This is a genomic window from Glutamicibacter sp. 2E12 (assembly GCF_050030965.1).
Taxonomy (GTDB): Bacteria; Actinomycetota; Actinomycetes; order Actinomycetales; family Micrococcaceae; genus Glutamicibacter.
Window position 1 is genome coordinate 2,552,106 of the sequence record NZ_CP188297.1, and the last position, 20,046, is coordinate 2,572,151.

A 20,046-nucleotide genomic window follows, 5' to 3' on the forward strand; every position below is an offset into this window, starting at 1 on the left:
GGTGCTATTGAACGAACGTGTCGGCGACGGCCAAGGCCTGCTCGAGGCGATCCAGCGCCTGAATGAGCACCTCATCCTCGATGTTCATCGCCGGCACCACATGCAGCCGGTTGAAGTTCGCGAAGGGCAGCAGCCCTGCGGCCTTCGCGGCGGCAACCACTTGGTTCATCTCCGGGCTGCTGCCTCCATAGGCGGCCAGCGGCTCGCGGGTTTCCCGGTTCTTCACCAGCTCGATCGCCCAGAACACGCCGGTTCCGCGCACCTCGCCCACGCTCGGGTGCTCGGCCGCGAACTGCGCCAGGCGCGGCCCGATGATTTCCTCGCCCAAGCGCTGGGCGTTCTCCACCATGGCCTCGTCCTCCATCGCGGTGATGGTGGCTACCGCCGCCGCGCAGGCCAGCGGGTGGCCCGAATAGGTCAACCCGCCCGGGTAGACCCGCTCGCGGAAGGTCTCGAAGATTTCCGGGCTGATCGCCACCCCGCCCAGCGGCACGTAGCCGGAATTCACGCCCTTGGCGAAGGTCAGCAGGTCCGGCACCACCGCGGCATGGTCCACTGCGAACCATTGCCCGCTGCGCCCGAATCCGGCCATCACTTCATCGGCGATGTACACGATGCCGTGCTTCTTAGTCAGCTCGCGCACGCCCTGCAGGTACCCCGGAGGCGGCAGGTAGATGCCGGCGGTACCCGGAATGCTCTCCAGGATGATCGCGGCAATGGTGCCGGGGCCTTCGAGCAGGATCGTGTCTTCCAGGTGCTTCAGCGCCCGCTGCGTTTCCTCTTCGGGAGTGCTCGAATTGAAGTAGGAGCGGTACGGGTAGGCCGGGAAGAAGCGCACCACCCCATCGGTTCCGTGATCCGAGGCGAAGCGCCGCGGATCCCCGGTGAGGTTCACCGCCAGGTGGGTGCCGCCGTGGTAGGAGCGGTACGCGGAGAGCACCTTGTGCTTGCCGGTATGCAGCCGCGCCATGCGCACCGCATGCTCCACCGCATCGGCACCGCCATTGGTGAAGAAGATCTTGTCCAGCTGCCCGGGGGTGTGCTTGGCGATCAGCCGGGCCGCCTCAGAGCGCGCGTCATTCACATGCTGCGGGGCGATGGTGGCCAGCTTGCCGGCCTGCTCCTGGATCGCGGCGATCACCTTCGGGTGCTGGTGCCCGATGTTCGTGTTCACCAGCTGGCTGGAGAGGTCGATCAGCGCGTTGCCCTCGCCGTCCCATACCCAGGAGCCTTCGGCCTTCAGGATGGCCATCGGGGCGAACGGCCCCTGGGCCTGCCAGGAGTGGAAGACGTGCTTGCGGTCCAGCTCGTAGGCGTGCTGGCCAGCGGCGATATCCGCTGCGGAAACGCCCTGCGTCAGTGGCTGTGCCAGTGGTTCAGTCATGGGTATCAGTCATTCTGCGGGAAGCCGAGGTTGATGCCGCCGTGGCTCGGGTCGAGCCAGCGCTTGGTGATCACCTTGTTGCGGGTGAAGAACTTGAAGCCCTCCGGGCCGTAGGCGTGCTGGTCGCCGAACAGCGAGGCCTTCCAGCCGCCGAAGGAGTGGTAGCCCACCGGTACCGGGATCGGCACGTTGACCCCGACCATGCCCACCTGGATCTCGTCCTCGAAGCGGCGGGCCGCGCCGCCGTCGTTGGTGAAGATCGCGGTGCCATTGCCGTACGGCGAAGAGTTGATCAGCTCGATGCCCTCGTTGAAGCTCTCCACGCGCACCACCGAGAGCACCGGACCGAAGATTTCCTCGGTGTAGATGGACATGTCCGTGCCGACATGGTCGAACATCGTCGGATGCAGGAAGAAGCCCTCGCCATCAGCATCCACGGTGCCGGTGCGGCCATCGAGCACCAGGTCCGCGCCGGCGGAGATGCCGGCCTCGATGTATCCGGCCACCTTCGCCTTGTGCTCGCCGGTGATCAGCGGGCCCATGTCGCAGCCGCGGGTGCCATCGCCCACGCGCAGCGTCTTGGCACGTTCGGCGATCTTGGCCACCAGCTCATCGGCAATGGTGTCGATCGCGACGACTACGGAGATCGCCATGCAGCGCTCGCCGGCCGCGCCGAAGCCTGCGTTGACCGCCATGTCGGCGGCCAGGTCCAGGTCGGCATCCGGAAGCACCAGCATGTGGTTCTTCGCGCCGCCAAAGGCCTGCACCCGCTTGTTGTGCGCGGTGCCGGTGGAGTAGACGTACTGTGCGATCGGGGTGGAACCCACGAAGGACACGGAGTTCACGCGCGGATCGGTCAGCAGGGAGTCCACCGCCTCCTTGTCGCCGTGCACCACGTTCAGCACGCCCTCGGGCAGGCCGGCCTCGGTGAACAGCTCGGCCAGCCAGTTGGCGGCCGACGGGTCCTTCTCCGATGGCTTGAGCACCACCGCGTTGCCGGCGGCGATCGCTACCGGGAAGAACCACAGCGGCACCATGGCCGGGAAGTTGAAGGGGGAGATGATGGCCGAGACGCCGACCGGCTGGCGCATGGACTGCACGTCGATGCCGGTGGAGGCGTTCTGCGAGAACTCGCCCTTGAGCAGGTAGGGGGCGTTGCAGCACAGCTCGACGACTTCCAGGCCGCGGGCCACTTCGCCCAGCGCGTCGTCCAGCACCTTGCCGTGCTCGGCGGTGATGATCGCGGCCAGCTCGCCCTTGCGCTCGGCCAGCAGCTGGCGGAAGTTGAACATGATCGCGGTGCGGCGGGCCAGCGAGGTGTCGCGCCACTTGGGGAAAGCCTCGGCGGCTGCGGCGATCGCTTGCTCGGTGGTGGCCTTGGAGGCCAGCGCAACCTGGCGGGTGACCTCGCCGGTGGCGGGGTTGTAGATCTTGCCGGTGCGGTCATCGGCGGAGTAATTGGCGTTGTTGATCCAGTGCTGCAGGGTGCCGGTCAGCGTTGCGGTCATCGTATCGGCCTTTCGAAGTTGGGTGCCTGCCTTCATCATGGGTCATGGATATGAGGGACGACACCATCACTGTGTCATGATTTAAGCACTAGTGCTGACGGAGTGTAAAAAATGCTGACGGTAGACGAGGTACTGCACCTGCCGGTGGTCCAAGCCGCCGACCCCCAGGTGCTCTGCGGAACAGGGATGGACGCGCCGCTTCGCTGGGTGCACGTGACCGAATCCACCGAGAACATCGACCTGCTGCTGGGCCGCGAGCTGATCCTCACGACCCTGCGCAACGTGAGCGACGTGCGCGCCTTCATCACCGCGCTGCGCGAGGCCGGGGCCGTCGGGGTCATCATCGAGGACCTTTCCGGCGCACCGCTGGACGTCGCCGACCTGGGCCTGCCGGTCATCGCCCTGCGCACCACCACCCGCTTCGTGTCCATCACCGAGGTCATCCACCAGAAACTCGTTGCCGAGCAGCTCGAGGCCGTCCAGTTCTCCCGCACGGTGCACGAAATCTACACCGGGCTCTCGCTGACCGAGGCCGACGAAGCGCAGATCGTGGACCGCACCGCGCAGCTGCTCTCGGCCCCCGTGGTCCTGGAAGATGTCCGCCACCACGTGCTCGCCCAGTCCGGCGCGCAACTGGAACACTGGATCACCCGTTCGCGCTTCGTCGGGTTCCTGGAGCACACTGGACGCGCCACCGGCACCGAGAACTGGCTGCAGACCCCGGTCGGCGCGGTCCGCAGCCGCTGGGGGCGGCTGATCGTCCCGGCCGTCCTGGAGGACGACGACCGCGCGGCCCTGGTGCTGGAACGGGCCGGCCAGGCGCTGACCATCGCCCGCCTGTCCGGGCGCGACCAGCGCGAGCTGCTCTACCAGGCGCGCACCTCCACGCTGCACGAACTGCAGGCCGGGCACAGCTACAGCGACAAGGACATCGCCATCCGCACCCAGGCCCTGGGCCTGGCCGCCGCCCCCTACTATGTCCCGGTGGTCATCTCCCTGGCCGGTTCCGGCACGCCGACCGAAACCCAGCTGGCCGACCGCGCCCTGCTCGAAGTGCTCGACCAGCTGGCCGAAACCCTGCACCTGGGCATCCTGGCCGGCTCGCTCAAGCCCGGGTACCTGGGGCTGATCCTGCCGCTGCGCGCCCGCGAACTGCTGGACTCCACCCTGCAGGGCTTCACCCGCCGGCTGGCCGAGCAGCTCACCGCGCCGGTGGCCATCGGAGTGGGGCCCGAAGGCACCCTGGCCACCAGCATCGCCGGGCTGGAGGAAGCCGCGCAGGTCGCGCAGATCGTCCCGCACCTGCCCACCCGCGCCCAGCCCTACTACCGCTTCGCCGACCTGCGCCTGCGCGGGGTGCTCTCGGCCATGGGCAGCGACCCGAAGCTGCGCACCTTCGCGCTGGCCGAGCTCTCCGGCCTGCTCAACCCGCTCGACCTGGCCGCCCTTGACCTGCTCGATCTCTACCTGGCCCACGGCGGGAACAAAACCGCGCTGGCCAAGGCCGGCTACCTCTCGCGGCCCACCCTCTACTCCCGGCTGGCCAAGCTCGAAGCCAAGCTCGGGGTGCAGCTGGACTCCGCCGAGTCCCGCGCCTCGCTGCAGGTGGCGCTGCTCTGGTACCGCATGCACGGCTGAGCTATCCACACTTGGCTCCCGGTCCGAAAACCCCGCAGGACGCCGCAGGCATCATGGGGGCATGAGCACAGAACAGGCACAGGCGCTGAAGGACCTGGCCGACGCGGAAGAACTCATCGCATCGGCCACCGCGGTCCTTGCCGGCGGGCCATTGAGCCCCGGCCACGCGGCCTGCTTTGCGCAGCTTGCTGACAAGCTCGCCCGCCGCCAGAGCCGCACCCAGTTGCACGCCGCCCATGCGCTGCGCCGCACCGGTGCCCACAAGCTCGACCAGGAATCCTTCCAGGCCGTCACCGAGGCAGGCGAGCACCCGAGCCGCGCCGCATTCCAGGTGGCCGCCGGGCGCACCACCACTGCCCGCACGCATTTCAAGAACACGGCCGGGCTGCTGCACGGCTGGCTGGACATCCCGCGCAGCACGGTCCGCTCCCGGCTGGCCCTGGTGGATTGCTTGCTGGGCGGTGTCGACGAGGCAGGGCAACCGCTGCCCGCCTGGTTGCCGGAACTGGCCGGGCAATTCGCCGACCCCGACGTGGATCCCCGGCTGGTGTCCTCGGCCGCGCTGAAACTGCATTCGGCCCGCAAGGACTTCGGCGAAGGCCAGGCCGGGCAGGCCAAGAAGGACCAGCTGCAAGCCGAATCGGCCGCCTTCATCCGCAGCGAACCCAAGGCCGCCCGCAGGCACATCAACGCACTGGTGGCGCAGGTGAAGTCCGGCCAGCGCCCGTTGCAGGCCCTGCTGGATGGGATCGGGATCTTCAAGAAGGGCATGCGCCAGGGCCTGGTCGAATACGTCCTGCGCGTCCTGCCCGCCCATGCGGCGATGATCGAAGCGTATTTCAACGCGCTGGACAACCCGGCCACCGTGGCCGGGAACCGCGAAGCCCTGGCGCACGCCGAGGCGCAGTTCACCGGTGCCCAGGACAGCGGCTGGGATGACGAGGAATCGATGCCCGACTGGGCCAAAGACGGGGAACCTGCCGGATCGGCACCCGAGGGATCCGCCGAACCTGAAGAACCCGAAGAACCTGACAAACCTGACGAACCTGGAGAACCCGAGGAACCTGACGAACCCGAAGAACCTGAAGAGCCCGAGGAACCTGCCGGCCCGGCCGCCACCCAGTTCGAGGAGCTCAGGCCAGAACGACGCCGGCTCGTAGGATTCCTGGCCTTGCTGATGACCGACCGCAACCAGAGCGGTTCGCCAGGGAAACAACCCGGGTTGGCGGTACCGCAGGTGAGCATCATCCTGGATTACGAGAAGATGAGACGCGACGGCAAGGAATTCGCGGTCACTTCCACCGGGATCCAGCTATCCCCGGGCGAAACCAGAGCGGCATTGTGCACGGCCGGAATCTATCCGCTGGTGCTGAACGGCCAGAGCCTGCCCCTGGATCTGGGCCGCACCCAGCGGCTGTATAGCAAGGCGCAGGGCCGCGCCATCCGGGCGGCCTATCGAGGGTGCCTGTATCCGGGATGCAGCATGCCCGCCGAACGATGCGAACTGGATCATCTCGACGCGTGGGAAAAGGGCGGCAACACGGACATCGAGTCCGCGGCCTTGGGATGCATGATCCACCATATCGGCAGGCATTGCGGGTTGTTCCACGCGGTGAAGATCCCTGGATGCCGGCCGATGGCCCTGCTGTCCAAGGAACTCGACCCGCAGCAGAAACTCCGGGTGAACACCTACTGGATGACCCCGCAGGAAGCCCTGGCGGCCGATGCCCTCGCCGAGCGCATGACCGCGAAGTGGCGTGCCGGGGAACTGGACATCGAGATCGTGGAGCCCTAGGCATCATCCGGGTAGGGCCACCGCACATCTTTGCGAACTCCATCGGACCACTGGGCGATCCACTCTCCGGTGCCTTCGGAAACATCGCGGACCCCTGCCTCCAGCCACTGGAACTTCCCGTCCAGCAGGTCCGCGGCGAGCCGCCCATCGGTACGGGTGGTGTTCTTCCATAGCCTGTCGAAATGCTCCTCGCAGCGTTGCGCGGCCTGTTCGCAGAAGGCCAGGGCAAGATCCTGCGCAGAGTCGCGCTGGCCGGCCGGGGACTGCGGCAGCGCAGTGGTCTTGGCGATCACCGCGGACATGGCGAACAGCTCCGCGCCGATATCCACGATATGGCCCAGGAAGACCTGCTGCTTTTCCAGGCCGGCCTGCCAGCGCGCCATCCCGGCGAACGTCTGGCGTGCCAACCGCCGCGACGTCCGCTCCACATAGCGCAGGTGCTTGGCCAATGGGCCGTGCTCCGCATAGGAATTCGGAAGCGAGCCTGCGCCCATCGCAAGTTTGGGCAGCCACCGGGCATAGAACCCCGAGGCATCCACCGCCGCCCGGGCCTTGTCCTGGATGCTCGACCCGGCACGCGCCAGGTCCCCGGCCGCCTGCAGGTGCGCATCCACGGCCTCGCGGGCAATCAGCAGGTGCATGATTTCGGTGGAGCCTTCGAAGATGCGGTTGATCCGCAGGTCGCGCAGCATCTGTTCGACCGGCACCGCCCGCTCGCCGCGCGCTGCCTGCGACTGCGCGGTCTCGAATCCGCGCCCGCCGCGGATCTGCAGCAGCTCATCGGCGATCGTGCAGGCGGTCTCCGAAGCCCAGAGCTTGGCCAGCGCCGCCTCGATGCGAATATCCTTCATGCCGGCATCGGCCAGCCGGGCGGACACCTCGAACACCGCTTCCAGCGCATAGCTGCTGGCCGCGATGCAGGCGAGCTTGCCGGCGACGGCTTGGTGCTTGCCGACCGGGTGGCCCCACTGCACGCGGGCCGCGGACCATTCACGGGCGATCTTCGTGGACCATTTGCCGGCCCCGGCGCACATGGCCGGGATGGACAAGCGCCCGGTGTTCAGGGTGCTCAGCGCGATCTTCAGCCCCGAGCCTTCCTTGCCCAGGCGGTTGGCCGCCGGCACGCGCACCGAGCGGAACCGGGTCACCCCGTTCTCGATTCCGCGCAGGCCCATGAACTGGTTGCGGTTCTCGACGGTGATGCCCGCGGTATCGGCCTCGACGATGAAGGCGGTGATTCCGCCGCGACCTGCAGGCTCTTGGCCGAGGGCCTCATGCGGCTGCACCGCGGCCATCACCACGAGCAGCTCGGCGACCACCCCGTTGGTGGTCCACAGCTTCGCGCCATCCAGGATGTAGTGGCTGCCGTCGTGACTGAGCCGGGCTTCGGTGCCCAACCGTGCAGGGTCGGAACCGACATCGTTCTCGGTTAGCAGGAAGGCGCTGATGGCTCCTGCCGCGCAGCGCGGCAGGTACTCGCGTTTTTGCTCCTCGGTGCCGAAGGACTTCACCGGTTCGGGGACGCCGATGGACTGGTGGGCCGAGAGCAGCGCGCCGATGGCCGGGGAAACCACGCCGACGCGCATCAGCGCCCGGCCGTAGTCCAGCAGGCTCAGCCCCAGTCCGCCGTATTCGACCGGGATCTTCATGCCGAAGGCGCCGATGCGGCGAAGCTGGGCAATATATTCGCCGGGGATGCGCGCCTGGGCTTCGATGCGCTCCGGGTCGATGCCATCGAGGACCGCTTCGAGCTGCGGCAGGAATTCCTGTCCGCGTTCTGGATGCAGGGCGCTGGGCAATGGTTCGATCAGGGAGAAGTCCACGGCCCCCATGTACAGGCCCTTGGCGAAGCTGGGCCGGTCGAACTGCTCGCGGGACTCCTCGGCGACTTGCCTGGATTTGTCGGCGTTGATTTGCATGGCGATCCCCTTTGGCTCGGCGATCGGCCGCGGCTCCATCGCCTGGTGGCACCAGCGTAGCTGCCAAACCCCGGGGTTGCTAGAGCGCGTGCAGGTGGCCGCGGGTCGCCTGGCCGGCGTCGTGCAGGTTCTCTCCTTCGAGCAGCACGAACGCCTGCCCGAAGGTCAGCTCATGGATCTGCGATGCGGTTTGCCCTAATTCGCGGGCGATCCGTGCGGTGCTGGCCCGATGGTCGCGCTGCAGGGAGGGGAAGACCAGGGAGAAGACCCGGGAGACCAGCTGCTGGTGTTCCTGGGCCGGTTCCAGCGCCAGCTCTTGGGACAACCACTGGTAGGCGCCTTCGCCCAGCAAGCCGCGGGCACGCGAATGCGCGAGGATCACCTGGGCCGGCGTACCGAACTGCTCTTCGAGTGCCAGCAGCTGCGGGATCTGCAGGGAATCGGAGACCCGCACCTGCAGGGACAGGGAGGGCAGGAGCAAGCGTGCCGCGAATTCGTCGGCTTCGCGTTCCGCGGCGGCCACCTGCTCGCGGTTCTCGCCCAGCGAGGAGTGCATCAGCAGATGCCCCAGCTCGTGGGCCATCGCCAGGCGCTGTGCATTGCGGCTGCCGGCGGCCAGGAAGATGAAGGCCTGCCCGTCTTCCCAGAAGCTGAAGGTCTTGACCGCTTCGAGCGAGGCCGGCAGGCTCAGCACCCGCACCCCGCGGGCTTCGAGCAGATGCAGCAGATCGGGCAGCGCGCCGCATCCCAGATCCCATTCGGTGCGCAGATGCGCGGCGGCATCTTCCGGGGTGAAGCCGCACAGCTCGGGGATCCCGGTGGGCGGGAGCCGGAAGTTGCGCGTGATCAGGTTGTAGAGTTCTACGCCGTTGCGACCCAGCGCGGCTGCGGCGACTTTTTGCGCGGTGCTGGTGCGGCGCGGGGAGCGGAAGAAGATCCGTTCGGTGTCGATGCCCTGGGCCGCGGGAAGCCGGAAGAACTGCGGCGCGCAGCCCAGCGCATCGGCCAGCGCAAGGGAAAGATCCTCGGGAGCATGGGCGAGTTCGCGCTCGCAAATACCCAGCGAGGCGGCCAAGGCGGACCGGCTCAGCGCTGCACGTTCGCGTGCCAACCTGATTCTGGTCGGTTCCAAAGTCATGAGGTTCCTGCAATCTTCCAAAAGGCGATCTTGATCGTCTAATGACCTCAGACTAGTGGCCTATGCCACAAAGCACCAATTGCGTGCAGCTTCGTGAAGTAACACGCTCTGACTTGCAAAAAGGCTCGCAGGCGATGCCTGCGAGCCTTCGTGGCGCTAGATCTTGCTGGCCGCTTCCTTCAGCACGGTGCGCAGGATGGATTCGATCTGGTCGAACTCCGGCTGCCCGATCGTGATGGGCGGAGCCAGCTGGATGACCGGGTCGCCGCGATCGTCGGCGCGGCAATACAGTCCCGCCTCCCACAGGGCCGGGGAGAGGTACCCGCGCAGCAGGCGTTCGGACTCCGCGTCGCTGAAGGTCTCCTTGGTCGCCTTGTCCTTGACCAGCTCGATCCCGTAGAAGTAGCCGGCGCCGCGCACGTCGCCAACGATGTCCAGATCGGTGAGCTTGGACAGCGTGGATTTGAACGCGTCGGCGTTGTTCTTGACGTTCTCGTTCAATCCTTCCCGCTCGAAGATGTCCAGGTTCGCCATCGCCACCGCGGCTGCCACCGGATGCCCGCCAAAGGTATAGCCGTGGTAGAAGGTGGTATCGCCCTTGGTGAAAGGCTCGAACAGCTTGTCGGAAACGACCATCACGCCCAGCGGGACATAGCCACTGGTCAGCGCCTTTGCCGAGGTGATGATGTCCGGAACGTAGCCGAAGTCGTTGCAGGCGAACATCGAGCCGATGCGGCCGAACGCGCAGATGGTTTCGTCGGAAACCAGCAGCACATCGTATTCGTCACAGATCTCGCGGACCCGGTCGAAGTACCCCGGTGGTGGCGGGAAGCAGCCGCCGGAGTTCTGCACCGGTTCCAGGAAGACCGCCGCCACGGTGTCGGCGCCTTCGAATTCGATGGCTTCGCGGATGCGCTCCGCGGCCCACAGCCCGAAGTCCTTCTCGTTGTCCGCGAACATCTGCGGTGCGCGGTAGAAGTTGGTGTTCGGCACGCGGAAGGTGCCGGGGACCAAGGGCTCGAACGGGGTCTTCATATCCGGCAGCGAGGTGATGGCCAAGGCTCCCTGAGGGGTGCCGTGGTAGGCCAGGGCGCGCGAAATGACCTTGGTTTTGCCCGGCTTGCCCTTCATCTTGAAATGCTGCTTGGCCAGCTTGAAGGCGGATTCGACCGCCTCGCCGCCGCCGGTGGTGAAGAAGACGCGGTTCAAGTCGCCCGGTGCATAGCTGGCCAGGCGCTCAGCCAGGTCGATCGCCGGTTCGTGGGCGTAGGACCACAGCGGCATGAAGGCCAGCTTCTCGGCCTGCTTGGCCATGGCTTCGGCCAATTCGGCGCGCCCGTGCCCCGCGTTGACCACGAACAGCCCGGCCAAGCCGTCGATGTATTCGCGCCCGGCATCGTCGTAGATCTTGTGCCCCTCGCCGCGCGAGATGATCGGAACATGCGCGCCGTTGGAAATTCCGGAGTGCCGGGCCATGTGCATCCAAAGGTGATCGCGAGCGGCTTGCTGGCGATCGGTACCACGTGGTGTGTTCATCGTGTTCCCCAGTTGTATTCCTGTTTTTTGAGTGAAAGGTAGGTGTACGTATTGGTGCTGACCACGCCTTCGAGCCCGCGGATCGTTCCGATCACGCGCAGCAGGTCCTCATCGTTCGAGCAGATGACCTCCGCGAGGATGTCCGAGCTGCCGGCGGTGACCACGCAGTAGTCGACTTCCGGAAGTTCGGCGATCCGGTCGGCGGTGCCGCTGATGTCGCTGGCGGCGACGACGCCGATCATGGCCTGGCGGGTGAATCCCAATTCCAGCGGGTTGGTGACTGCGACGATTTGCACGACGCGGCTCTCGACCAGCTTCTGCACGCGCTGGCGCACAGCCGCTTCGCTCAGGCCCACTGCCTTGCCGATGGCGGCATAGGAGCGCCGGCCATCTTCCTGCAGCTGCTCGATGATCTCCTTGGAAATTTCATCAATGGCCTGTGCCGTATGCGAGGGCAGCGTCATATCGACCTCCTAGGTCTAAGGGACTTTCCACAGACCCTACCGTCACTGATTCAGTTGCGAAAGGGGTATTTTTGAAAGTTTTCAGTTTTCGTAACGTAATTTTTACAAGGAAACTTGCGTTCGGGTCTTGTTGGACTTGTGCATTGCTGGCAGGATGAACGACAACACTTTCATGTGTGGCCGATCACATTCGTCGTTAGGATTCCAGCCATGTCGCACTCGCAACGCCGACTTCCGCAAGACCCCCAAGTCCGCGCACTGGTCCAGGCCATGAGCCAGCGCAGCTACTCCCGCCGCGGCGTGCTTTCCACGGCCGGCGCATTGGGCCTGACCGGGCTGCTCGCAGCCTGCGGCACCGGAGGAAGCAGCACCAAAGCCGCACCGTCGATCGAGGACATTTCCGCAAACGACCCCACCGTGAACTGGGCCAACTGGACCCTGTACCTGGATTACGACGACGAGAAGAAGACCTACCCGACACTGGATGCGTTCACCAAGCAGACCGGCATCAAGGTGAACTACCGCGAGGATATCGACGGCAACGACACCTACTACGGCAAGGTGCAGGGCCAGCTCAAGGCAGGCCAGGACATCGGCCAGGACGTCATCACGATGACCGACTGGATGGCCGGCCGCATGATCCGCCAGGGCTACGCCCAGGAGCTGGACCTGGCGAACATCCCCAACTCGGCCAACCTGCTTCCCAACCTGAAGGACGTGGACTTCGACCCGGGACGCAAGCACTCGCTGACCTGGCAGTCCGGCTACGCCGGCATCGCCTGGAATAAGAAGGCATTCCCCAAGGGCCTGAAATCCGTCGAGGACCTCTGGGATCCAAAGCTCAAGGGCCGTATCACCGTGCTCGATGAAATGCGCGACACCATCGGCCTGCTGATGCTGCACAACGGCGTGGACATCGCCGGCCAATGGGGCGAAAGCGAATTCGGCGCCGCTGCCGACGTGCTGCGCGAGAACATCGGCAATGGCCAGATCCGCCAGGTCAAGGGCAACTCCTACAAGGAGGACTTCGTCTCGGGCGATGCGATCGCCGGCATCGTCTGGTCCGGCGATATCGTGCAGATGAACTTCGAGAACGATGACCAGTGGGAGTTCGTGATCCCCGAGGCCGGCGGCACCCTGTGGAGCGACAACCTGATGGTCCCGGTGGCCTCGCCACGCAAGGCCAACTCCGAGAAGCTCATGGACTTCTACTACGACCCGGCCGTGGCCGCGCAGGTCGCAGCCTACGTGAACTTCATCTGCCCGGTGGTCGGCGCCCAGGAAGAAATGGAAAAGATCGACCCGGACCTGGTCGGCAACCCGCTGATCTTCCCGACCGATGAGGATCTGGCCAAGGCACATGTCTTCCGCTCGCTGGAAGCGGATGAAGAGACCGCGTTGAACTCTGAATTCCAGAGTGCAATCGGCGCCTAGAAAGCGGGGAACACCATGACTCGCCAACGAGCCATCAACTGCCAGCGCCTGCCCAAAGGCCGCGGTCCGGGCCCGGCCCGCGCCAGGGACGTCGTCAACCGGGCAACCTCCGCACGTGCTGTACCGGCAGCAGAAACCGATTTCCACAACCAGTTCCAGGAAGTGATAGGGGCATGACAACCTTGGCAACGCGTACCGAAACCACTGCCACCGGCGCGGATCTGCACCTCTTGGGCATCACCAAGCGCTTTTCCAGCTTCGTGGCGGTCAAGGACCTGGATTTGGTGGTCCCTTCGGGCACCTTCTTCGCCCTGCTCGGACCCTCCGGTTGCGGCAAGTCGACCACCCTGCGCATGATCGCGGGCCTTGAGGCCCCCAGTGAGGGCAGCATCTCGATCGGCGGCCAGGACGTGACCGCGCTGGCCAGCCACCAGCGTCCGGTGAACACCGTGTTCCAGTCCTATGCGCTGTTCCCGCACATGAGCGTGCTGGAAAACGTGGCCTTCGGGCTCAAGCGCAAGAAGGACAAGCAGGCGATGGAGAAAGCCAGGGCCGGGCTGGACCTGGTGGAGCTCGGGCACCTTGCCAATCGCAAGCCGATCCAGCTCTCCGGCGGGCAGCAGCAGCGCGTGGCCCTGGCCCGGGCGCTGGTCAATCGCCCGCAGGTGCTGCTGCTCGATGAGCCCCTCGGGGCACTTGACATGAAGCTGCGCCGCCAAATGCAGCTGGAGCTGAAGAACATCCAGACCGAAGTCGGCCTGACCTTCATCCACGTCACCCACGACCAGGAAGAGGCCATGACCATGGCCGACGTGGTCGCCGTGATGAACGGCGGACGGATCGAGCAGATGGGCCCGCCGCGCGAACTCTACGAATTGCCCAAGACCGCGTTCGTCGCGAACTTCCTGGGCAAGTCGAACCTGATGCGCGGCACGGTCACCGGCAATGACGCCGGCATGCTCAGCGTCATGGTCAACGGCCAAGCCATCTTGCTGCCGGCCGACCGCGCCGTGCAGGCCTCAGGGGAGGTGGTCGTCGGGGTGCGCCCGGAGAAGATCACGATCTCGCGCGATGGCTATGCGGGAGAGAACCGCTTGTCCGGCACCGTGGTCGACGTGTCCTTCACCGGCACCACCACCGAGTACCTGGTCGAGGTGGACGGGATCGGCACGCTCGGGACCTTCGCGCAGAATCGCGGCCAGCAGCCTGCTGCCGAAGGCGACACCGTGTACCTGTCCTGGGAAGCGCAGCATTCCTTCGGACTGGCCGGTGCCGAGCACGAGGATGCCGGAGTTGACCAGCCATGACGGTCATGACCAAGAAGGGCATCGTCGACCTGCGCAGCCCCGAGGAGATCCGGGCGGAGCGGCGCAAGGGCCGCACCGGCGTCTACCTGATCGCCCCGGGCATGCTGGTGCTCGCCCTGTTCTTCGCGCTTCCGGTGGTAGTCCTGCTGGCAATGAGCCTGTACGTGAAACCCGAGGGCGGGGAAATCGGCGAATTCGTGCCGGGTTTCGAAATCGGCAACTACGCCACGGTGCTCGCCGCCTACTGGCCCGAGCTGCTGCGCTCCTTCGGGTTCGCGCTGATCGCCACCGTCCTGGCCTTGCTCATCGGCTTCCCGATGGCCTACCTGGTGGCAGTCCGCTTGCGCGAGAAGACGCTGCTGCAGGGCATCTTGCTGGTGCTGCTGATCGCCCCGTTCTTCTCCAGCTTCATTCTGCGCACCCAGGCCTGGAAGCAGATACTGGCCGATGAGGGGTTCATCGCCCAAACGCTGAAATTCCTGGCGATCCTGCCAGCCGACGGGCACCTGACTGCCACGCCGTTCGCGGTCGTCGCGGGCCTGACCTATAACTTCCTGCCGTTCATGGTGCTGCCGATCTACGCTAACCTGGGCCGGCTGGACACCCGCCTGCTCGAGGCCTCGGGGGATCTGTATGCCAGCCCGGTGACCTCCTTCTTCAAGGTGACGCTGCCGATGAGCGCCCCGGGCGTCTTCGCCGGCACCCTGCTGACGTTCATCCCGGCCGCCGGCGACTACGTGAACGCGGCCCTGCTGGGCAATAACCGCAATACTACGATGATCGGCCAGATCATCGATTCCAGATTCTTCAAGGTCATCGATTACCCGGGCGCCTCGGCGTTGAGCTTCGTGCTGATGGTCTCGATCCTGATCCTGGTCACGATCTATATCCGCCGCTTCGGGACCAAGGAGCTGATGTAGCATGAAGCAGAAAATCGGACGCTGGTTCATCCCCGCTGTCGGCGGGCTGGCTTTCATCTACCTCCTGGTCCCGATCGCGTACATCTTCGTGTTCTCCTTCAACGATGCCGGCCGCACCAACCTGGACTGGCGCGGCTTCACCCTGGAGAACTGGCAGAACCCCTGCGGCGCTCCGGCGGTCTGCGAATCGCTGGCGCACTCGCTGCAGGTCGGCACGGTGGCCACGATTGCCGCCACCGCCTTGGGCACGCTGATCGCCATCGGCCTGGTCCGCTACAAGTTCCGGTTCCGCAAGCTCACCGATGTGCTGATCATTTTGCCGTTGGCTACGCCGGAGGTCGTGCTCGGTGCTTCGCTGCTGGCACAGTTCCTGAACCTCGGTTGGGAACTGGGCTACGCCACCATCGTGATCGCCCACATCGTGTTCTGCATGTCCTTCGTGATCGTCACCGTCAGGGCTCGTGTCTCCTCGCTGGATCCGCGATTGGAAGAAGCGGCCGCCGATCTCTACGCCTCGCCGCGTGCGGCCTTCTGGAAGGTGACGTTCCCGCTGCTGCTGCCAGGCATTGTGGCCGCCGCGCTGTTGTCCTTCGCGATGAGTTTTGATGATTTCATCATCACGAATTTCAACTCCGGCACCTTCCAGACCTTCCCGAAGTTCATCTATGTGGCAGCTACCCGCGGCATCCCGGCCCAGGCGAATGTCATTGGTTCGGCGATGTTCATCCTTGCCCTGCTCGTGGTGGTCATCGGACAGGTGATCAGCTACCGGAAGAAGAAACAGCTGGAGAATTCCTAGGTTCCAAAGGCCCGCGCTCTTCAGCGCGGGCCTTTGGCTTGCCAGCTGGTCAAAAAGCAGGGATCGTCACTAGCGTGAGCGGTACCCAGCTGGCTCCTTGCACCCTCTGGGACCTGCACGTTGTTGGACTGGCGCTAGGCCTCCGGCCGCTTGCTGCTCTTGCGGTGATTTGCAGGACCATTGCCTGCAGGATGCAGCCGAGTCCAAAGGCCATTAGGGTGGCTGGCGGAACGAAATATTGGCAGAGAGCCGAAATGCGGGCATCTGACATATAGTAAATACTTAGCTTTACAATATATGGTCTACAGGTTGATACCTTGCTGGCCTGTAGGTGCAGGTCTATGAACGATTGGAAACTTCATGAGCGATAAGCCAGTTTGGCTCTCCGGGCCTGAACGCGACGCCTGGCTTGGACTGCATGCTGTCATGACTTTGCTTCCGGCGGCCTTGGATTCCGATCTGCAGGGCCTGGAAGGCATCACGCTTTTCGACTATCACATGCTCGCCATGCTCTCCGAGGCCAAGGACCATCAGCTGACCATGACGACGCTGGCTTCGCACACCAGTGCTTCGCTTTCGCGACTGTCGCATGTGGTCAAGAAGCTGGAGAAGCGCGGCTGGGTCACCCGCGAGCAGTCCGCAGAAGATGCCCGTGTGAAAATCGCCTCATTAACGCAGGCCGGATGGGAAGCCGTGCAGCAGATGGCGCCTCACCACGTTGCCTCGGTGCGTGGTCTTCTCTTCGATACCCTTGATGACAAGGACGTTAACGATCTCACGCGGATCGCACGCAAAATTACAACTTCGCTTGATGCGGATCATTGGATCCTGAATTCGGAAAACCTCGATTTGGAACACTGAGGAATTCTCGATAAGCTAATCAGGCGTTAATCGCGTGTGTTGTTATGCCGTCTAACAGCAGAACAACTGCGCGTTGCCCGTAATACCGAATATCGTGGCCGACTGAGTACGGGGAAATTGCTCGACCGGTTGCGAAGTTCACCGACTTACATACTTTAAGGCTCTTCGGTTGGTTCTCACCCAGCCTGGTTACCTTCCTAGTGTGCAGTATTAACGGTGTTTCACTGGTTGGCGGGACTCATAACGCAGAAGCGGTGTCGATATTTTGGTATGGGCACTGTGCGCGAGTACCGCCGAATTTTACTACTAACTAACTGAGGAGTGATCATGGCAGCTGTTTGCCAGGTAACCGGTACTACTCCGGCCTTCGGACATAGCATCTCCCACTCGCACCGTCGCAACAAGCGTCGTTTCGATCCGAACATCCAGAAGAAGACCTACTACGTGCCTTCCCTGCGCCGTAAGGTGACCCTGACCCTGTCGGTCAAGGGCATCAAGGTCATCGATGCTCGCGGTATCGACGCTGTAATTGCTGACCTGATTGCGAAGGGTGTGAAGCTCTAAAAATGGCAAAGAAGGATAAGGACGTACGTCCGATCATCAAGCTGAAGTCCACCGCTGGAACCGGTTTCACTTACGTAACCCGTAAGAACCGTCGTAACAACCCTGACCGCATGGTCATGAAGAAGTACGACCCAGTCGTCCGTAAGCACGTTGAATTCCGAGAGGAGCGCTAAGACATGGCCAAGAAGTCCAAGATCGCAAAGAACGAACAGCGCAAGGTCATTGTCGAGCGTTACGCTGCAAAGCGTCTCGAATTGAAGAAGACCCTGGTTGATCCAAACGCAACCGACGAAGCTCGCGAAGCTGCACGCGTAGGCCTGCAGAAGCTTCCACGCGATGCTTCCCCGATTCGCGTTCGCAACCGCGACGCAATCGACGGTCGCCCACGCGGCACCTTCCAGAAGTTCGGTATCTCCCGTGTTCGCTTCCGCGACATGGCGCACCGTGGTGAGCTTCCGGGCATCACCAAGTCTTCCTGGTAAGACCTGCAAGTCTTTTGACTTAGCAAGCCGCCTTCCCTTTCGGGAAGGCGGCTTCGCCTTTTAACGCCGCCACCACCGGCGTTTCACCGGTGCTTTCTCTGCCACCGGTGCAGGTTCTGCCGCCCGGCGTTCCTGCCAACCAAGCACCTCTGCGGTGGAATCGCGCAAAGCGGTGATCACCGGCGGGCCGCCAAGCAGCTGCCGCCGCGCCTCGATAATGCGGGCATTGAAATCCTCGATATGCTCACGCACGGCCCGCTCGGAGGGCAAGCGGTCCAAGGTCTGCTCCATCTGCTCATCTTCCACCCGCAAGGTCAGCGCTGGTGGGCCCAGCCCGGTAAGCTGCTCGCGGCGCATCATGGACTTCAGCCACCAGTCGGGATCGTCATTGCTGGTGATATGGTCGATCTTCTGGCCCGAGAGGGCAAGATTGTCGAAGTCCCCGCGGGCGAAAGCCTCATCGAGCACGGAGTTGGCCACTTCCCATGCCTCGTCCTCGGCATGCAGCTGCAGCGGCGTCTTCTGCTTCTCGACGGGAGCCATCCCGGTGGCCTGCGCATACTCGTCCACCGGCAACGGCTCGCTGTCCTGCTTCATCTTGTACCGGGCCGCATTCAGTGCGGCATCCTCGCTGTGCTCCATCTTCCAATGATCCCACCGTGCGCCTGAGCCCGGCAACGGCACTGGGACTTTCCGAAGCAATTGATGGGGGAGCTGGGAAGATAAAATCATTCCCTTCGGGTTCGGGCGCCTCGCCAAGGATTCAGTGCCCAGCAAGCGGCTGCGAGGTGGCTGGAGATCGCTATAAGCGGCCATGTCCCACCCGCAATCGAGCATTATCCCTGTAGTAGCGTGTATTCCATGAAGCCAGCGACGCGCTATCCGAGACCCGCAACTGACATCTACGCGAACCGGCAGCGGTGGGCGCCGCTGGGCCAAGGCAAGACCGTTGTGGTGACCGGCGCGAATAGCGGCCTTGGCTTCTTCGCGAGCCTCGGCTTGGCGCGAGCCGGTGCGCAAGTCATCCTGGCCTGCCGCAACCAGAGCCGTGCGGAGCATGCCATGGAGCAGATCCGGCTGCGCGTACCGGCGGCTAGCGTGGAATTCATGCAGTTCGACTCCTCGCGCATGGAATCCGCAATGGGACTGGCAGCTGAACTGCGCAATCGGCCATTGGATGCGCTGATCGCCAATGCAGGGGTCATCCGGGCGCCGCAGAGCCGCGTCGAGGGCCTGCTGGGCCATGAGCTGACCATGAGCACGAATTTCATCGGGCATGCGCGGCTAGTCGGCGAGCTGGCCGAACGCTTCGCCCAGCCGCTGCGGTTCATCGGGCTGGGATCGATGTCCACCCGGATGCTGGCTACCGATCCGCAAAACCTGGCCTTGACCCGCGACTACCATCCATACCGTGCCTATGCGCAGTCCAAGGCGGCAGTGCAAGCCTTCACCTTGGCCCTGGACCACCGGCTGCGCCAGCTGGAACTGCCGGCTCGCGCGCTGGCCATCCACCCGGGGTATTCGCTTTCCGGGCTGACCCCGCAGGTGCCCAACATCAACGAACCGGACTTTGCCAAGCGGCTGATTGGCCAATTGCAGTCCAGTTTCGCGCAGGGCAAACATGAAGGTGCGGTGGCATTGGTCGAAGCGGCATTGGCGCCGGAACTCGAAGACGCGCCCCGAGGCAGCTACTTGGGGCCGAAATACCTCACGAAGGGTCCAACGGCACTGGCCAGCCCGGCGAAAGCGACCCGCGGCAAGGAGCTGCAAAGCAAAGCCTGGGAACTTTTCGTGGAGGCAAACGAAGGCCTCGATCCGTTCGCGCTGTAGGTCCCGGGTGAACTTTCACACCCTTGATTTGGCGAAAATTCAGCAGAATCCGCAAGATGATGCACTTTTTGTCGCTTTCAGCTGGTAAGTTCAACTCTTGATAAGTCCGTGCGACCGTGCGGCGTTCGGGGCCCGGAAGAGGGCTTTGGATCACTAGTCCAGGAGGACCATACATTGGCTATGAACCGTAGCGAACTTGTTGCTGCTGTTGCAGCGAAGACCGAAAACTCCCAGGTTGCCGTTAATGGTGTTCTGGATGCAGTCTTCGAGGTTTTCGTCGACCAGATTTCCAAGGGTGAGAAGGTGTCGATCCCAGGTTGGTTGGCTGTAGAGCGCACCGATCGTGCAGCTCGCACCGGCCGCAACCCACAGACCGGTGAAGCAATCCAGATTCCTGCTGGCCACTCGGTCAAGCTGACCGCTGGGTCGAAGCTGAAGGCTGCTGTAGCCAAGAAGTAAGCTTCCGC

General features: G+C 64.1%; 20 protein-coding genes. 13 read left to right on the forward strand and 7 right to left on the reverse strand.

Annotated elements, in window-relative coordinates:
* Positions 1-4 precede the first annotated feature (4 nt).
* Positions 5-1,384: an aspartate aminotransferase family protein gene (locus ACP3TE_RS11910; protein ID WP_105657050.1), complete on the reverse strand. Its 1,380-nt coding sequence runs from the start codon at positions 1,382-1,384 to the stop codon at positions 5-7.
* Positions 1,385-1,389: 5 nt separating this feature from the next.
* On the reverse strand, positions 1,390-2,892 hold the full coding sequence (locus ACP3TE_RS11915; protein WP_426733689.1) for a CoA-acylating methylmalonate-semialdehyde dehydrogenase: 1,503 nt from the start codon (positions 2,890-2,892) through the stop codon (positions 1,390-1,392).
* A gap of 111 nt (positions 2,893-3,003) precedes the next feature.
* Here ACP3TE_RS11915 and ACP3TE_RS11920 point away from each other — a divergent pair, with 111 nt between their 5' ends.
* Together ACP3TE_RS11920 and ACP3TE_RS11925 are read left to right on the forward strand one after the other, a co-directional pair.
* Entirely contained in the window at positions 3,004-4,530 is a 1,527-nt protein-coding gene (locus ACP3TE_RS11920) for a PucR family transcriptional regulator (protein WP_332730592.1), read from the forward strand.
* A 61-nt stretch (positions 4,531-4,591) separates the two neighbouring features.
* On the forward strand, positions 4,592-6,325 hold the full coding sequence (locus ACP3TE_RS11925; protein ID WP_426733691.1) for an HNH endonuclease signature motif containing protein: 1,734 nt from the start codon (positions 4,592-4,594) through the stop codon (positions 6,323-6,325).
* Here the strand turns inward: ACP3TE_RS11925 and ACP3TE_RS11930 are convergent.
* The 4 genes from ACP3TE_RS11930 to ACP3TE_RS11945 all read right to left on the reverse strand — a co-directional run bounded on the left by ACP3TE_RS11930 (position 6,322) and on the right by ACP3TE_RS11945 (position 11,382).
* Positions 6,322-8,244 (reverse strand): acyl-CoA dehydrogenase family protein, encoded by a 1,923-nt coding sequence (locus tag ACP3TE_RS11930; protein ID WP_426733693.1) that lies wholly within the window; start codon positions 8,242-8,244, stop codon positions 6,322-6,324. The genes ACP3TE_RS11925 and ACP3TE_RS11930 overlap by 4 nt on opposite strands.
* 79 nt (positions 8,245-8,323) lie before the next feature.
* A complete protein-coding gene (locus ACP3TE_RS11935) occupies positions 8,324-9,382 on the reverse strand; it encodes an ImmA/IrrE family metallo-endopeptidase (protein ID WP_426733695.1) in 1,059 nt (352 codons plus the stop codon).
* 156 nt (positions 9,383-9,538) lie between these two features.
* Positions 9,539-10,918 (reverse strand): aspartate aminotransferase family protein, encoded by a 1,380-nt coding sequence (locus ACP3TE_RS11940; RefSeq protein ID WP_105657045.1) that lies wholly within the window; start codon positions 10,916-10,918, stop codon positions 9,539-9,541.
* Entirely contained in the window at positions 10,915-11,382 is a 468-nt protein-coding gene (locus tag ACP3TE_RS11945; RefSeq protein WP_105657044.1) for an Lrp/AsnC family transcriptional regulator, read from the reverse strand. Before ACP3TE_RS11945 ends, ACP3TE_RS11940 begins: the two co-directional genes overlap by 4 nt.
* 210 nt (positions 11,383-11,592) lie before the next feature.
* Between ACP3TE_RS11945 and ACP3TE_RS11950 the strand changes: the two genes are divergently transcribed.
* From ACP3TE_RS11950 to rpsN, 9 genes are all read left to right on the forward strand, one after another.
* The gene (locus tag ACP3TE_RS11950) at positions 11,593-12,816 is read left to right on the forward strand and encodes an ABC transporter substrate-binding protein (RefSeq protein WP_332485884.1); all 1,224 of its coding nucleotides are present in this window, start codon (positions 11,593-11,595) and stop codon (positions 12,814-12,816) included.
* A gap of 15 nt (positions 12,817-12,831) precedes the next feature.
* Positions 12,832-12,993: a hypothetical protein gene (locus ACP3TE_RS11955; RefSeq protein WP_332730595.1), complete on the forward strand. Its 162-nt coding sequence runs from the start codon at positions 12,832-12,834 to the stop codon at positions 12,991-12,993.
* Complete coding sequence (locus tag ACP3TE_RS11960; RefSeq protein ID WP_426733698.1) at positions 12,990-14,123, forward strand: ABC transporter ATP-binding protein; 1,134 nt, start codon at positions 12,990-12,992, stop codon at positions 14,121-14,123. Before ACP3TE_RS11955 ends, ACP3TE_RS11960 begins: the two co-directional genes overlap by 4 nt.
* A complete protein-coding gene (locus ACP3TE_RS11965) occupies positions 14,120-15,043 on the forward strand; it encodes an ABC transporter permease (RefSeq protein ID WP_332730597.1) in 924 nt (307 codons plus the stop codon). Before ACP3TE_RS11960 ends, ACP3TE_RS11965 begins: the two co-directional genes overlap by 4 nt.
* A 1-nt stretch (position 15,044) precedes the next feature.
* On the forward strand, positions 15,045-15,842 hold the full coding sequence (locus ACP3TE_RS11970) for an ABC transporter permease (RefSeq protein ID WP_105657040.1): 798 nt from the start codon (positions 15,045-15,047) through the stop codon (positions 15,840-15,842).
* A gap of 360 nt (positions 15,843-16,202) precedes the next feature.
* Positions 16,203-16,703 carry a MarR family winged helix-turn-helix transcriptional regulator gene (locus tag ACP3TE_RS11975; RefSeq protein ID WP_105657039.1) on the forward strand — a complete coding sequence of 167 codons (501 nt, stop codon included), beginning with the start codon at positions 16,203-16,205 and terminating at the stop codon, positions 16,701-16,703.
* 327 nt (positions 16,704-17,030) lie between these two features.
* A complete protein-coding gene (gene rpmB, locus ACP3TE_RS11980; protein ID WP_013349911.1) occupies positions 17,031-17,267 on the forward strand; it encodes a 50S ribosomal protein L28 in 237 nt (78 codons plus the stop codon).
* Positions 17,268-17,269: 2 nt separating this feature from the next.
* Positions 17,270-17,440: a 50S ribosomal protein L33 gene (rpmG, locus tag ACP3TE_RS11985; RefSeq protein ID WP_013349910.1), complete on the forward strand. Its 171-nt coding sequence runs from the start codon at positions 17,270-17,272 to the stop codon at positions 17,438-17,440.
* A 3-nt stretch (positions 17,441-17,443) separates the two neighbouring features.
* Positions 17,444-17,749, forward strand: coding sequence for a 30S ribosomal protein S14 (gene rpsN / locus ACP3TE_RS11990; RefSeq protein ID WP_013349909.1), 306 nt, complete (start codon positions 17,444-17,446; stop codon positions 17,747-17,749).
* Positions 17,750-17,809: 60 nt separating this feature from the next.
* Here the strand turns inward: rpsN and ACP3TE_RS11995 are convergent, their stop codons facing one another.
* Complete coding sequence (locus ACP3TE_RS11995; protein ID WP_166650710.1) at positions 17,810-18,391, reverse strand: DUF1992 domain-containing protein; 582 nt, start codon at positions 18,389-18,391, stop codon at positions 17,810-17,812.
* A 219-nt stretch (positions 18,392-18,610) separates the two neighbouring features.
* Between ACP3TE_RS11995 and ACP3TE_RS12000 the strand changes: the two genes are divergently transcribed.
* Both ACP3TE_RS12000 and ACP3TE_RS12005 read left to right on the forward strand, forming a co-directional pair.
* The gene (locus ACP3TE_RS12000) at positions 18,611-19,579 is read left to right on the forward strand and encodes an SDR family NAD(P)-dependent oxidoreductase (RefSeq protein ID WP_105657037.1); all 969 of its coding nucleotides are present in this window, start codon (positions 18,611-18,613) and stop codon (positions 19,577-19,579) included.
* A gap of 174 nt (positions 19,580-19,753) precedes the next feature.
* Positions 19,754-20,038: an HU family DNA-binding protein gene (locus tag ACP3TE_RS12005; RefSeq protein WP_013349906.1), complete on the forward strand. Its 285-nt coding sequence runs from the start codon at positions 19,754-19,756 to the stop codon at positions 20,036-20,038.
* The last annotated feature ends 8 nt before the right edge of the window (positions 20,039-20,046 follow it).

Excerpts from the sequence above, each read along its gene's own strand:
- ACP3TE_RS12000 (WP_105657037.1), top strand. The coding sequence starts at position 18,611 with ATGAAGCCAGCGACGCGCTATCCGAGACCCGCAACTGACATCTACGCG.
- ACP3TE_RS11945 (WP_105657044.1), bottom strand. The coding sequence starts at position 11,382 with ATGACGCTGCCCTCGCATACGGCACAGGCCATTGATGAAATTTCCAAG.
- ACP3TE_RS11995 (WP_166650710.1), bottom strand. The coding sequence starts at position 18,391 with ATGGAGCACAGCGAGGATGCCGCACTGAATGCGGCCCGGTACAAGATG.
- ACP3TE_RS11930 (WP_426733693.1), bottom strand. The coding sequence starts at position 8,244 with ATGCAAATCAACGCCGACAAATCCAGGCAAGTCGCCGAGGAGTCCCGC.
- ACP3TE_RS11920 (WP_332730592.1), top strand. The coding sequence starts at position 3,004 with ATGCTGACGGTAGACGAGGTACTGCACCTGCCGGTGGTCCAAGCCGCC.
- ACP3TE_RS11935 (WP_426733695.1), bottom strand. The coding sequence starts at position 9,382 with ATGACTTTGGAACCGACCAGAATCAGGTTGGCACGCGAACGTGCAGCG.
- rpsN (WP_013349909.1), top strand. The coding sequence starts at position 17,444 with ATGGCCAAGAAGTCCAAGATCGCAAAGAACGAACAGCGCAAGGTCATT.
- ACP3TE_RS11940 (WP_105657045.1), bottom strand. The coding sequence starts at position 10,918 with ATGAACACACCACGTGGTACCGATCGCCAGCAAGCCGCTCGCGATCAC.
- rpmG (WP_013349910.1), top strand. The coding sequence starts at position 17,270 with ATGGCAAAGAAGGATAAGGACGTACGTCCGATCATCAAGCTGAAGTCC.
- ACP3TE_RS11975 (WP_105657039.1), top strand. The coding sequence starts at position 16,203 with ATGAGCGATAAGCCAGTTTGGCTCTCCGGGCCTGAACGCGACGCCTGG.
- ACP3TE_RS11950 (WP_332485884.1), top strand. The coding sequence starts at position 11,593 with ATGTCGCACTCGCAACGCCGACTTCCGCAAGACCCCCAAGTCCGCGCA.
- ACP3TE_RS11925 (WP_426733691.1), top strand. The coding sequence starts at position 4,592 with ATGAGCACAGAACAGGCACAGGCGCTGAAGGACCTGGCCGACGCGGAA.
- ACP3TE_RS11970 (WP_105657040.1), top strand. The coding sequence starts at position 15,045 with ATGAAGCAGAAAATCGGACGCTGGTTCATCCCCGCTGTCGGCGGGCTG.
- ACP3TE_RS11955 (WP_332730595.1), top strand. The coding sequence starts at position 12,832 with ATGACTCGCCAACGAGCCATCAACTGCCAGCGCCTGCCCAAAGGCCGC.
- ACP3TE_RS11960 (WP_426733698.1), top strand. The coding sequence starts at position 12,990 with ATGACAACCTTGGCAACGCGTACCGAAACCACTGCCACCGGCGCGGAT.
- ACP3TE_RS11910 (WP_105657050.1), bottom strand. The coding sequence starts at position 1,384 with ATGACTGAACCACTGGCACAGCCACTGACGCAGGGCGTTTCCGCAGCG.
- ACP3TE_RS11965 (WP_332730597.1), top strand. The coding sequence starts at position 14,120 with ATGACGGTCATGACCAAGAAGGGCATCGTCGACCTGCGCAGCCCCGAG.
- ACP3TE_RS11915 (WP_426733689.1), bottom strand. The coding sequence starts at position 2,892 with ATGACCGCAACGCTGACCGGCACCCTGCAGCACTGGATCAACAACGCC.
- rpmB (WP_013349911.1), top strand. The coding sequence starts at position 17,031 with ATGGCAGCTGTTTGCCAGGTAACCGGTACTACTCCGGCCTTCGGACAT.